The sequence below is a fragment of the Ideonella benzenivorans genome, assembly GCF_020387415.1.
Classification (GTDB): Bacteria; Pseudomonadota; Gammaproteobacteria; order Burkholderiales; family Burkholderiaceae_C; genus Ideonella; species Ideonella benzenivorans.
The window spans coordinates 55166-67731 of sequence record NZ_JAGWCB010000008.1 but is presented as its reverse complement, the minus strand read 5'-3'; the positions used below and the strand labels follow the sequence as shown (position 1 = coordinate 67731).

9 protein-coding genes are annotated in these 12566 nt (G+C 70.2%); all 9 read right to left on the bottom strand.

Annotated features, from left to right (window positions below; genetic code table 11):
* Positions 1-22: 22 nt before the first annotated feature.
* A complete protein-coding gene (gene pstS / locus KGA65_RS06015) occupies positions 23-1099 on the bottom strand; it encodes a phosphate ABC transporter substrate-binding protein PstS (protein WP_225862250.1) in 1077 nt (358 codons plus the stop codon).
* Between the two features lie 76 nt (positions 1100-1175).
* A complete protein-coding gene (locus KGA65_RS06010; protein ID WP_225862249.1) occupies positions 1176-1661 on the bottom strand; it encodes a SixA phosphatase family protein in 486 nt (161 codons plus the stop codon).
* Positions 1662-1665: 4 nt separating this feature from the next.
* A complete protein-coding gene (gene ppk1, locus KGA65_RS06005) occupies positions 1666-3774 on the bottom strand; it encodes a polyphosphate kinase 1 (protein ID WP_225862248.1) in 2109 nt (702 codons plus the stop codon).
* A 90-nt stretch (positions 3775-3864) separates the two neighbouring features.
* Positions 3865-4755, bottom strand: coding sequence for a UDP-2,3-diacylglucosamine diphosphatase (locus tag KGA65_RS06000; RefSeq protein WP_225862247.1), 891 nt, complete (start codon positions 4753-4755; stop codon positions 3865-3867).
* 94 nt (positions 4756-4849) lie between these two features.
* Entirely contained in the window at positions 4850-6814 is a 1965-nt protein-coding gene (locus KGA65_RS05995; RefSeq protein WP_225862246.1) for a sigma-54-dependent Fis family transcriptional regulator, read from the bottom strand.
* Positions 6815-6972: 158 nt separating this feature from the next.
* On the bottom strand, positions 6973-8481 hold the full coding sequence (locus KGA65_RS05990; RefSeq protein ID WP_225862245.1) for an AMP-binding protein: 1509 nt from the start codon (positions 8479-8481) through the stop codon (positions 6973-6975).
* A gap of 1 nt (position 8482) precedes the next feature.
* Positions 8483-9520 (bottom strand): zinc-dependent alcohol dehydrogenase family protein, encoded by a 1038-nt coding sequence (locus tag KGA65_RS05985; protein ID WP_225862244.1) that lies wholly within the window; start codon positions 9518-9520, stop codon positions 8483-8485.
* Between the two features lie 156 nt (positions 9521-9676).
* Positions 9677-10183, bottom strand: a complete 507-nt coding sequence (locus tag KGA65_RS05980; protein ID WP_225862243.1) for an acetone carboxylase subunit gamma — start codon at positions 10181-10183, stop codon at positions 9677-9679.
* A 42-nt stretch (positions 10184-10225) separates the two neighbouring features.
* On the bottom strand, positions 10226-12550 hold the full coding sequence (locus KGA65_RS05975; RefSeq protein WP_225862242.1) for a hydantoinase B/oxoprolinase family protein: 2325 nt from the start codon (positions 12548-12550) through the stop codon (positions 10226-10228).
* Positions 12551-12566: the final 16 nt, after the last annotated feature.

The following is a 12566-nucleotide window of genomic DNA, read 5'->3' as shown; positions in this document are numbered from 1 at the left end:
AGAGCCCCGGAGGAGCCTCGGCTCAGAGGCTCAGGTAGCGCGGCAGCTGACCGTTGCGCGGCCGCACCGCACCGAAGCGGGCGGCCAGCCGGGCCTGCACCGCCGTCGGCAACGGCGCAAAACCGGTGCCCTGGGTCAGCGCGTCGCCGCGCTGGAAGCACCAGTAGAGGAAGCGCATCGCCGGCTCGACGCTGGCCGGGCTGGCCGGCGCCGCGTCCAGCAGCACATAGGTCGTCATCGTCAGCGGCCAGCTGTCGGTGCCGGGCTCGTCCAGCAGGCTGGCGGTGTCGTTGCCTTCACGGTAGAGCGCGCTGTGCAGGATGGCGGCGCGGAAACCGGCCTCGCCCGGGGCCACCCAGCGCCCCTCGCGGTTGCGCAGGCGCACGCCCGCCAGACCATCGGCCACGACGCGGTCGTAGCTGACATAGCCGATCGCCCCGGGCGTGGCGCGGACCAGGGTCGACATGCCGTCGTTGCCCTCGGCGCGCAGCGGCTGCCCCGGCCAGGCCGGCAGCGTGCCGGTGCCCACCTGCTGGGCGAACGCCGGCGAGCGTCCGGCCAGGTAGCGGGTGAAGCCCTCGGTGCTGCCCGACTTGTCGCCCCGCACCACCCGCGTGATGCGCCGGGCCGGCAGGCTCAGCCCGGGGTTGAGCGCCGCGATGCGGGCGTCGTCCCAGCGCGCAATGTCTCCGGTGAAGATGGCCGCCAGCACCTCGCCGGTCAGGCGCAGCTTCTCGGCCTCGAACCCGTTGACCACCGGCACCACGCCGCCGACGCAGGTCGGGATCTGCACCAGCTTCTTCTGGGCCAGCGCCTCGGGCGCCAGCGGCACGTCGCTGCCCGCGAAATCGACGCTGCGGCGCGTGGCCTGCTCGATGCCGTCGCCCGAGCCGCTGGGGCGGTAGCGGATCTCCACCCCGGTCTGCCGCCCATAGTCGGCCGCCCAGCGGGCATAGACCTTGGACGGGAAGCTGGCTCCCGCCCCCTGCACCGTCACCGCCGCCCGGGCCGTGACGCCCCAGAGCCCCCCCACTCCACAGGCCAGGGCCTGCCCCAGCCAATGACGCCGGCTGGCGTCTCCACGCATCTCGTTGGTCATCGGTACTGCCTGAAAAAGAAAGCGGCCAGCGTCCAAGCCTGGAGGCTGGCCTTCGAGGAAAGGCGGGAATGATGACTCAGATCTGCTCGGGGCTGCGCACGGCCACCAGCACCACCTCGCCCCGGTCCTGGCGGGGGCGGTGGCGCAGCCACCAGACGCTGCCCTTCTTGATGGTCCAGGGCAGCAGCCCGTCCTGCGAGGTGGCCAGGCGCGGCCCGGTCATCAGGTAGGCCGCGGCCAGGCCCAGGGTCGGCTGGTGCCCCACCACCAGCACCGGCTCACGCGCATCCGGCCAGCGGGCCGCGGCCAGCAGGCCCTCCACGGTGCCCTCCGGGCTCAGCGCATCGACGGTCTTGATGCGCCGGCCCAGGGCCTCGGCCGTCTGCTGGGCCCGCAGGGCCGGGCTGGCCAGCACCTTGGTGGTCTCCGGCAGAAAGCGGTTGAGCCATTCGGCCACGCGACGGGCCTGGCGCTCGCCCTTGGGGGTCAGCCCGCGGGCCGGATCGTCCACCCCATCGTCGGTCTGCTCGGCTTCGGCATGTCGCCACAGGATCAGGTCCATGGGTTCAGTCCCGTTCGGTATCGGCAAAACGCGCCATCAGGGCATGCTGCGCACTCGGGCCCTCCTCGCCCACGCGCTGGTAGCGCCCATCGGGCTGCTGCTGCCAGGCATCGCAGGCGTCGTACAGGTAGGGCACCAGGCACTCGTCGATCACGCGCTGGCGCAGGCCCGGGTCGTTCACCGGCCAGGCCAGCTCGACCCGGCGGAACATGTTGCGGCTCATCCAGTCCGCGCTGGAGAGGTACAGCACCTCGTCGTCGTCCGACGGGCCCCAGCGGAAGTACAGCACGCGCGAATGTTCCAGGAAGCGCCCGACCACCGAACGCACCCGGATGTTCTCGGTCTGCCCCGGCAGGCCCGGCGGCAGCATGCAGGCGCCCCGCACCACCAGGTCGATCTGGGCCCCGGCCTGGCCGGCGGCGATCAGCGCGTTGATCAGCCCGGGGTCGGTCAGCGCATTGAACTTGGCCACGATGCGGGCGGGCTGGCCGGCGCGGGCCGCCTCGGCCACCTGGGCCAGGTGCCGGACCAGCCGGCGGTGCAGCACGAAGGGCGCCGTCAGCAGGTGGCGCGGCGGGCGCACCCGGTTCAGGCTGGCGATCTGCTGGAACACGGCCTCGGCATCGGTGGTGATGCCGGGGTCGGCCGTCAGGTAGCCGATGTCGGTGTAGAGCCGTGCGGTGCGCGGGTTGTAGTTGCCGGTGGACAGGTGCACATAGCGGCGCAGCCTGGGCCCCATCTTGCCGCCGCCCTCGCGCCGGGTCACCAGCAGCAGCTTGGCGTGGGTCTTCAGGCCGACGATGCCGTAGACCACCTGTGCCCCGACGGCCTCCAGCCGCTCGGCCCAGTTGATGTTGGCCTCTTCGTCGAAGCGGGCCTTGAGCTCCACCACGGCCATCACTTCCTTGCCGCGCCGGGCCGCCTCGATCAGCAGGTCCATCAGCACCGACTTGGCGCCAGTGCGGTAGATGGTCTGGCGGATCGCCAGCACGTCCGGGTCCTCCACCGCCTGGCGCAGGAACTCGACCACCGGGTCGAAGCTCTGGAACGGGTGGTGCAGCAGCACGTCGCGTCCGCGCAGGATCTCGAACACGTTGTGGCCGCGCGGCAGTTGGTCTTCGGGCCAGCTGGGCTCGTACGGCGGGAAGGTCAGCGCCACGCCGTCCACCGGGCTGACCCGGTCGATCAGCTGGGTCAGGCGGGCCAGGTTGACCGGGCCGTCCACGCGGTAGAGCGCGGCGGCCGGCAGGTCGAACTGCTCCAGCAGCAGCGACCACAGCTCCTCGGGGCAGCTGGCCACCACCTCCAGCCGGATGGCCTTGCCGAACTGGCGCGTGGTCAGGCCACGGCGCAGGGCCTGGCGCAGGTTGGTGACGTCCTCCTCGTCCACCTCCAGGTCGGAGTCGCGGGTGACGCGGAACTGCGAGAAGGCCTCGACGGTGCGGCCGGGGAACAGCGCCTGCAGATGGGCCCGGATGACGCTGGAGAGCAGCACGAAGCCCTGCTGCCCCGGCTCACAGACCTCGTCGGGCAGGCGCATGACGCGCGGCAGCACGCGCGGCACCTTGACGATGGCCACCGTGCTCTCGCGGCCGAACACATCGCGCCCGCCCAGGCGGACGATGAAGTTCAGCGACTTGTTGGGCACCTGCGGGAACGGGTGCGCCGGGTCCAGCCCGACGGGCATCAGCAGCGGCCGCACCTCGCGCTCGAAGAAGCGCGCGACCCAGGCCTTCTGGGCCGGCGTGCGCTCGGCGTGGTTGATGATCTCGATGCCCAGCCGGCGCAAGGCCGGCATGACCTCGGTGTTGAACATGCGGTACTGCTCGTCGAGCAGCGCATGGGCCCGCGCGGCGGTGGTGGCCATGTCCTTCCAGGCGGCATCGCTGTCGGCGGCCCGGGCGGCCCCCAGCGCATCGGCAAAACGCACCTCGAAAAACTCGTCCATGTTGGACGCCACGATGGTGATGTAGCGCAGCCGCTCCAACAGCGGCACATCGGCGCGCCGGGCCTGGGCCAGCACCCGGCGGTTGAACGCCAGAATGGCCAATTCGCGGTTGAGCAGCGGCGGCATCGCAACAGCGGCCGTCTGGGGCTCGGGGACTTCTGTCATGCGCCCAGTCTATGAAAATTTCGTGACAGGACCATGACCCCGGGGCCTTGATGCGCAGAAGCAACCGGGGCCGATCCCTCCTGCTGGGGATCAGAGCCGGCGCGCGGCCACCGGCAGGGGCAGCGGCGTGGCGACATCGTCGGGCAGCTCGGCACGCCCCGGCAGCGGGGCCGCCGCGCCATAGGGCCGCGCCAGGTCGGACCAGTCCAGCAAGGCCAGGCGACCGTCAAGGTGCTCGACCAGGGCCGTCAGGCTCTCCACCCAGTCGCCATCGTTGGCGTACAGCAGGCCGTCGATCTCGCGCAGCTCGGCATGGTGGATGTGGCCGCAGACCACGCCCTGCACCTCGCGCTTGCGGGCCTCGCGGGCCACCGCCGCCTCGTAGTCTCCGATGAAGCTGACCGCCCGCTTGACCTTGAGCTTGAGGTACTTGGACAGGCTCCAGTACGGCAGGCCCAGGCGGCCGCGCAGCCGGTTCAGCCAGGCATTGAGCTTGAGCGTGAACTCATAGGCCCAGTCCCCGACATAGGCCAGCCACTTGGCGCACTGGATCACGCCATCGAACAGGTCGCCGTGGGTGATCCACAGGCGCTTGCCATCGGCGGTGGTGTGCACCCAGTCGTGCGCCACTTCCACCCCGCCAAAGCTGTGTTCCAGGTACTTGCGGGCGAACTCGTCGTGGTTGCCCGGCACGTAGATCACCCGCGTGCCCTTGCGCACCTTGCGCAGGATCTTCTGCACCACGTCGTTGTGGGCCTGCGGCCAGTACCAGCTGCGGCGCAGCTGCCAGCCGTCGATGATGTCGCCCACCAGGTAGAGCGTGTCGCTCTCGGTGCGCTTGAGGAAATCCAGCAGCGCCTCGGCCTGGCAGCCGGGGGTGCCCAGGTGGATGTCCGAAATCCAGATCGCCCGGTAGCGCTGGGGTTCGGGGTCGACATCGGCCGTTCCGGCGGGCGGGAGGGGCGAGGCGTTGGGCTGCATGAGTCCTCATGCTGCAGCCCGGCGGTGACCCCGCGGTGACGGCCGGATGACGGCCGGATGACGACCCTTGGGCCGCTCGGCCCGTGAGATGGGCTCAATGTGCCGAGCCGCCGCGGTCCCGGCTCAGGCCGTAGCGCCGCATCTTGGCGTAGAGCGTGCTCTTGGCGATGCCCAGCCGTCGCGCGGCCAGTGTCAGGTTGCCACCACAGCCCGCGATGGCACGGCCGATCTGCGCCTCCTCGCCTTCGGCCAGGCTGTCGCCCAGGGCCAGGCCCCCGGCGGCCTCCGCCGCCTCGCCATCCGCGTCCCAGGTCTCGCACCCCAGGTCGCCAGGCCGCAACGGGCCCTCCGGCCGCATCAGCACCGCGGCCTCCATGACGTTGCGCAGCTCGCGCACATTGCCCGGCCAGGCGTACCCGGTCAGGGCCGCCAGCACCTCGCCGCTCAGGGCTTCGGCCACCTGCCCTTGTTCGGCCCGGAAGCGCTGCAGGAAATGGGCCGCCAACAATGGAATGTCGTCCGGCCGCTCGCGCAGCGGCGGCAGGTGCAGCCGCGTGACCGCGATGCGGTAGTACAGGTCCATGCGGAAGCGCCCGGCCGCCACCTCCTGGCGCAGGTCCCGGTGGGTGGCGGCCACCAGGCGGAAACGCACCTGCCGGGGCTGGGTTTCGCCCAGGCGGTGGACCATGCCCTGCTCCAGCACCCGCAGCAGCTGCGGCTGCATGTCCAGCGGCAGCTCGCCCAGTTCGTCCAGGAACAGCGTGCCGCCTTCGGCGGCCTCGATCTTGCCGACCATGCCGCCTTTGCGCGCCCCGGTGAAGGCGCCCTCGGCGTAGCCGAACAGCTCACTGGCCAGCAACTCGCGCGACAGCCCGCCGCAGTTGAGGGCGATGAAGGCGCCGCGGCGGTCCCCATGCAGACCACGGGCGAACTCCTCCTTGCCGGCGCCGGTTTCGCCCTGCAGCAGCACCGGGGCCTGCGAGGCGGCCAGCACCCGGGCCTTGTCCATCAGGGCGCGCATGCCGGCATCGCGGGTCAGCACCCGCTCGAAGCCGGCCGGCGCCTTGGGCTCCACCGTGGTCACGTCCTTGGGCCGAGGCACCGGCCGCCGCCCGCCGGCCGGCAGCACCAGCAACGTGCCCAGGTACTCGCCGCGCACCACCAGAGGCTCCAGCCATTCGCCGCGCAGCCAGTCGGGCAAAGGCCCCGGCTGGCCGCCGCGCCGCCAACGGCCCGCCCGCAGCCCCGGCACGGGCTGCCGCCCACTCAGGTCCAGCAGGCCACCCGCGGCGTCGATCGCCCGCTGGGCCTGGGCGCTGGCCTTGACCGGGCAGCCCCGCCGGTCGAACAACACCATCGCGTCCTGCCCCTCGGCCGACCAGCGCTCCAGGGCATGCTCAAGCAGGCGGTAGCGGCGCTCCATCTCCACCATGGCCAGCCGGGCCTCGATGCGACTGGCGGTGTTGACGACGAAGGCCAGGCTTTGCCGGTGGTAGGTGCCCGAGAGGCCGGAGACGTCAAGCGTGCCCAGCAACTCGCCATCCAGCGGATGGCGGATCACCGCGGCCGAACAGGTCCAGCCCTGGATACCGGCGCAGAAATGCTCCGTGGCATGGATCTGGGCCGGCCGCTCCGCCGCCAGCGCGGTGCCGATGGCATTGGTGCCGCAGTCCAGCTCGCTCCAGCTCACGCCTGGCACCAGCGCAATCGCCTCGGCCGCGTCCAGCGCCGGGTGGTCCCCCTCGGTGACGAGGATGGTGCCGTGCGCATCGCTCAGGGCCATCAGCGTGCCGGTCTCGGCCAGGTAGTCGCGCGCACAGGCCATCACCGGGGAAGCCGCGTCCAGCAGGTCCTTCTGGCGCTCCTGCAGCAGGTAGAGATCCTGCTCGGACACCGGGCGCAGGCCGCGCCGCCGCAGCGGATCGACATGGGCCTGGGCACACCGCTGCCAAGACTGGTTGACCAAGGCCCGCACCGCGCCGCTGGGCAGCTCGCCCCCCTCCAGCAAGGTCTGCCAAGCCTGGGACACCACGAGTTCGTTGCGAGGGTTGGAGAACATGGACACCGGATCCGGGGCAACGACAGGAATGCTGGCCAGAGCGGAGAGGCCCCGGCCAACGCGCGCACGTGATGCTAGGCCCCCGCCGGCGTCCGTGGTCCCCAGGAGTACCCGCAGTGTCCGGCGCGGCAACCCCGGGGCCGGCCAAACGGCGCCGCTCAGGCAGCGCCCGACCAGGCCGCCCGCAGCGCCGTCTTCAACACCTTGCCGTAAGCGTTCTTGGGCAGGCTCTCCAGCACGCGGTAATGCCGCGGCCGCTTGAAGCGTGCCAGCTGGGACAGGCACAGCGCATCCAGGGTCTGCGGGTCGAGGCGGGCCCCCGGCCGGGGCGCCACGAAGGCGGCCACGGCCTCGCCCCATTCCTCGTCGGGCACGCCGATCACCGAGACCTCGGCCACGCCCGGGTCCCGCAGCAGCACCTCCTCCACCTCGCGCGGATAGATGTTGGAGCCTCCGCTGATGATCACGTCCTTGCTGCGGTCGAGCAGGGTCAGGAAGCCGTCGGCGTCGAAGGCCCCGATGTCGCCGGTGCTCAGCCAGCCATCGCGCAGGGCGCGCGCCGTGGCGTCGGGGTCCTGCCAGTAGCCTTGCATCACCGTGTCGCCGCGCACCTGCACCTCGCCGGCCTGCCCCACCGGGCAAGCCTGGCCTTGCGCGTCGACCACCCGCACCTGCGCCGCCACATTGGCCACGCCCACCGAGGCCAGACGCTCGGCCCGGCGGGGGTGCGCGGTGTCGCCCAGCGGCCCCCGCCCCAGCACGGTGATGGTCATCGGGCTCTCGCCCTGGCCGTAGATCTGCACGAAGCGCGGCCCGAGCTGGGCCAGCGCCCGCTCGATGTCGGCCGCGTACATGGGCGCGCCACCGTAGACGATGGTCTTGAAGCCCGTGCCATCCAGGCCGTTCGCCCGCGCATGCTCCACCAGCCGCCGCACCATGGTCGGCGCGGCGAACAGGCTGAGCCGGCCCACGCTGCGGGCCAGGTCGAACAGCTCGGCCTCGTCGAAGCCGCCGCTGGCCGGCAGCACATGGCGCGCCCCGGCCATCACCTGCGGCACCGCGTACAGCCCGGCCCCGTGCGACAAGGGGGCGGCATAGACGCAGGCGTCCTGCGGGTCGATGCCGTCCACGTCCGCGGTGTAGCCCAGCGCCATGCTGCGCAGCTGCCGGTGGCCCAGCATCGCCCCCTTGGGCCGGCCGGTGGTGCCGCTGGTGTAGAACAGCCAGGCCAGATCGTCGCCATCGCGCGCCGCCAGCGGCAGCGCAGGCGCCTGCAGGGCCTGCTGCCAGGCCGGCCCCTCCAGCGTCCAGTGCGCGCAGGGGGCCCGCAGATCCGCGCCGTTCTCGGCATCCGTCACCACCAGACGGGCCCCGCTGTGCTGCAGGATCCACTCGGCCTCGCGCGGATGCAGCTTGGGATTGAGGGGGACCAGCACCAGGCCGGCCCACCAGGCGGCCCACATCAGGCTCAACCCGTCCGGGTGGTTGTGCATCCAGACGGCCAACCGGTCGCCCGGCTGCAGGCCCTGCGCGCGCAGGCCGCCGGCCAAGCGGGCGCAGCGCTCGGCCCATTCGCCATAGCGCCAGCGCACGGTCGGCCCCAGCAGCACGGCAGGCGCCTCGGGGGTTTGCGCCGCAGCGCGTTGGAGCAGCAGAGCGAGGTTCATCTCAGGGCGAAATGATGACCTTCAGCGCCTTGGACTGCGCCGCCTGACCGAAGGTCTCGTAAGCGGCCATCACGTCGTCCAGCGTGAAGCGGTGGGTGATGAGCCGGGCCGGGTCGAGCTTCTTGGACACCACGGTCTTGAGCAGCATGTCGGTGCTGGCGGTATCCACCAGCCGGGTGGTGATGGCGATGTTGCGCGCCCACAGCGTCTCCAGGTGCAGATCCACCTTGTGGCCGTGCACGCCGACGTTGGCGATCGTCCCGCCCGCAGCCACGATGCCCTGGCAGAGCTCGAAGGTCGGGGCGATGCCCACCGCCTCGATGGCGGTGTCCACGCCCAGGCCGTCCGTCAGCGCCATCACGGCGTCCACCGCCGAGCCCTTGCCACTGTTGACAGCATCGGTCGCACCGAAGCCCAGCGCCACCTGGAGTCGGTTGTCGTCCAGGTCGATCATGATGATGCGCGAGGGCGAGTAGAACTGCGCGGTCAGCAGCGCCGCCAGGCCGATCGGCCCGGCGCCGACGATGGCCACCGTGCCGCCCGGCGCCACCTTGCCATTGAGCACACCGCACTCGAAGCCGGTGGGCAGGATGTCGCTGAGCATCACCAGCGCCTCCTCGCTGGCCTCCGGCGGGATGGCGTACAGGCTGGTGTCGGCGTGCGGGATGCGCACGTACTCGGCCTGGGTACCGTTGATGGTGTTGCCCAGGATCCAGCCACCGGTGGTGCAGTGCGAGTACATGCCCTTGCGGCAGAACGCGCACTTGCCGCAGCTGCTGATGCAGGAGATGAGCACGTGGTCGCCCACGTGGAAATTGCTCACCGCACTGCCCACCGCCTCGATCACGCCCACACCCTCGTGGCCCAACGTGGTGCCAGGCAGGCAGGTGGGCACGTCGCCCTTGAGGATGTGCAGGTCGGTGCCGCAGATCGTCGTGTGGGTGATGCGCACCAGCGCATCGCCCGGCTGTTGCAGCGTCGGCTTGGGCACTTCGGTGAGCGCCTTCTGGCCGGGACCGCCATAGACCAATGCTTTCATCGTGTTCTCCATGTCCCCTTCACGGCGTGGGAAGAAGCCCATCCAAACCCCTGATTCGCACACCTTGCACATGGGGACCTCTGTGATCCGGTGGCACCGTGTGGTGGACCGCCGCGGTCCGGCCGTGTCTGGCCGGGCCGCGGCGGGCACTCACGCTCAGTTGGAGCGTGCTGGCAGGGGCAGCTTGACCCACTCCTGATAGAACGCATCAATGTCGGGCTCGAAATCGTGGATCACCGGGTACCACGGCGTCGGTGCCTCCACATCGTGCAGCGTACCGCACTGCGGGCAGGTGTACTCACGGTAGACCTGCCAGGCGGTGTCCGGTGCCATCAGCTGGGGGTAGACCTCGGTCATGGCGGCCTCGGTGTCACGCACATAGAGATTGGCATGCAGCTTCCAGTTCTGGTTCCAGTCGCAGAAGGCATGGCCGCAGTCGCACTGGATGAGCCAGCGCTGGTCCTGGGCCCGCTGCACGACGTGCAGATGTGGGCCCAGCGGCAGCACGATGCGGTCGCTCCAGCCGAGCTTGTCCTGCAGGGCTTTCAGGTAGAGCTCGAAGCGCTCGCCGTCCTTGGGCATGGACAACATGCGCAGCACGGTGTCCCAGTCGAGCTTGCCGTCGACCAGCTTGCGGACCTGTTCCGGGGTGTAGGTGGACATGGGTGATTTCTCCTGTGGTTCGGATCGAAGGGTGAGCCGGGCTCACTCCTGCACCAGGGTGACGACGCGCACGTCGGGCATGGCCGAGAGGTCCATGCGGCAGTTGGCGCCATAGGACGGCACGCTGAGCTCGTCTTCCGTCAGCGTCCAACTGGCCGGCAGGTCCCAGAATTCACGGAACTGCTGCGTGAATTTGGGGGACAGGCCGAAGCTGGTGGCGAACATGTGCTGCACCTGCGGCGAGGCCTGCTTGGCCAGGATGCGCTCGCGCTCGCGCTTCATCCATTCCTGGGTGGGGACGGAGCGGGCCTTGCGTTGCTGGCGGATGTTGAGCCGCTCCAGCGCCGTGGCCTTCTCGTCGACCTGCCACTGGCCATCGGGGTTGCGGGTGGCCACCACGCCGTGAACGCGACGGGCGTACTCGGGCAGCAGGAAGCCGTTGTCCAGGTCGTCGATGATGGCCTTGACCTCGCGGTCCAGCGGGTCGCCGAAGCCCGGGCCGCCGCGCAGGTAGTTCAGGTACAGGTCGCCGTTGGCGTAGCAGTCCTCGGTGGTCATGCACTGGTGGTCGCGCTTGACCGTGGCCTGCGGGCCCAGGTGGTTCTCGTAGTCGGGCACGTCCGGGTTGGCGTCGCCGCCCAGCGGCAGGCTTTCGCCGCGGGCGATGCGCTCCATCAGCCCGGTGTGGTGGGCCTCGAAGCGGTAGCCGGTGGCCGAGGGGTAGCCGCCCATCAGGCCCCAGTCGCTGTTCATGTAGCCGTTGCCCATGAAGAACATGGTCCAGTCCTGGGCCTTCCAGACCATGCGCAGGGTCTCGAAGCCGTTGCCGCCGCGGTACTGGCCGTAGCCGCCCGAGTTGGCCTTGACGTTGCGACCCAGGTAGAGCAGCGGCTCGGCCATCTCCCAGATCTCGATGTCGCCCATGTCGCCTTCGGGGTTCCAGATCGCGGCGGCGTGGTTCAAACCGTCCTTGATGGCGCCCGCGCCGGTGCCGCAGGAGCTGGCCTCGAAGCTGTTGACCGCGTGCACCTCGCCGTCCTGGTTGATGCCGCCGCCCTGCAGCCAGTTGCTGGTGTTGGCATTGCCCGCGTTGACCTCCTCCAGGTAGCCGCGGCTGAAGTAGGCCTGCGACAGACCGCGCCACATCGTCGTCCAGGCGCTGACCAGGAAGTGCCAGGCATAGGCATGGCCGGTGCGTCGGTCATCCGGGTTGTTCCAGCCGCCCTTGGGCATGTGGAACTCGGTGCCGTAGTAGGCGCCGTCGTTGATGCGCTGGGTGGGCACCAGGGTCTGGGTCATCATCACCCAGATGCCGCTGGTGAAGGCCACCTGGTGGGCGTTGTAGCTGTGCCAGCCCCAGCGGCTCGCGCCCTCGAAGTCCAGCCGCCAGCTGCCGTCGCGGCGGATCTCCATCTCCACCGGCGCATGCATGATGGAGTCGAGCTTGGCGAAGGCGTTCGAGGTCTGCACGTCCGGGTGGGCGTAGGGTACGTCGACGAAGGCCACCTTGCGGTAGATGCCCGGCAGCGTCATGGCCTTGATGCGGGTGGCCAGGCCGCGCCGGCCCTCCTCGATCACCTCGTAGGCGAACTTCTCGTAGGTCTCCAGCCCTTCCTCGGCGATGGTGTCCTCCACCAGCTGGCGCACCATGTGGCAGCCGGCAATGCGGGTCTTCTCGTCGAGGATCCAGTACTTGGGCGTGCGCACCGAACGCTGGCTCTCGTGCAGCCAGTCGCGCAGCGGCGTGTCGTTCACCCCGGTCTTGCGGCAGGTGATCATGTAGCCGTCGCCGAAGCGCTGGGTCTGGCCGGTGGACATGGAGCCCGGCGTCACCGCACCGGTGTCGATCACGTGGGTCACGCCGCCGACCCAGCCGATCAGCTTGCCATCGTGGAAGATCGGCACGATGGTGGCGATGTCGCAGGGGTGGACGTTGCCGATCGCGCAGTCGTTGTTGGTGAACATGTCGCCCGGGTGGATGCCGGGGTTGGCCTCCCAGTTGTTCTCGATCATGTACTTGATCGCCGCGCCCATCGTGCCGACGTGGATGATGATCCCGGTGGAGGTCAGGATGCAGTCGCCCGCGGCGTTGTAGAGGGTGAAGCAGAGCTCGCCCTCCTGCTCGACGATGGGGCTGGCCGCGATCTTCTTGGCCGTCTCCCGCGCATGCACCAGACCGCCGCGCAGCTTGGAGAACAGCTTCTCGTAGCCGATGGGGTCGCGCTCGCGCAGTTCCAGGTGCTCCAGCCCGTTGTAGTGGCCGGTGGCCGCGGTGCGGGCCAGGATGCCGTCGCGGAATTCCTTGAGTGTCTGGCCGGTGCCCAGCAGGTCGGCCCGGCCCAGTTCACGTTGCGTCATCATGTTCATGGTGTGTCTCCTTGGG

What these genes read in the sequence shown, in the direction of transcription:
- KGA65_RS05990 (WP_225862245.1), bottom strand. Translation starts at nt 8,481, where the DNA reads ATGAACCTCGCTCTGCTGCTCCAACGCGCTGCGGCGCAAACCCCCGAG.
- KGA65_RS05995 (WP_225862246.1), bottom strand. Translation starts at nt 6,814, where the DNA reads ATGTTCTCCAACCCTCGCAACGAACTCGTGGTGTCCCAGGCTTGGCAG.
- pstS (WP_225862250.1), bottom strand. Translation starts at nt 1,099, where the DNA reads ATGACCAACGAGATGCGTGGAGACGCCAGCCGGCGTCATTGGCTGGGG.
- KGA65_RS06010 (WP_225862249.1), bottom strand. Translation starts at nt 1,661, where the DNA reads ATGGACCTGATCCTGTGGCGACATGCCGAAGCCGAGCAGACCGACGAT.
- KGA65_RS05985 (WP_225862244.1), bottom strand. Translation starts at nt 9,520, where the DNA reads ATGAAAGCATTGGTCTATGGCGGTCCCGGCCAGAAGGCGCTCACCGAA.
- KGA65_RS05980 (WP_225862243.1), bottom strand. Translation starts at nt 10,183, where the DNA reads ATGTCCACCTACACCCCGGAACAGGTCCGCAAGCTGGTCGACGGCAAG.
- KGA65_RS06000 (WP_225862247.1), bottom strand. Translation starts at nt 4,755, where the DNA reads ATGCAGCCCAACGCCTCGCCCCTCCCGCCCGCCGGAACGGCCGATGTC.
- ppk1 (WP_225862248.1), bottom strand. Translation starts at nt 3,774, where the DNA reads ATGACAGAAGTCCCCGAGCCCCAGACGGCCGCTGTTGCGATGCCGCCG.
- KGA65_RS05975 (WP_225862242.1), bottom strand. Translation starts at nt 12,550, where the DNA reads ATGAACATGATGACGCAACGTGAACTGGGCCGGGCCGACCTGCTGGGC.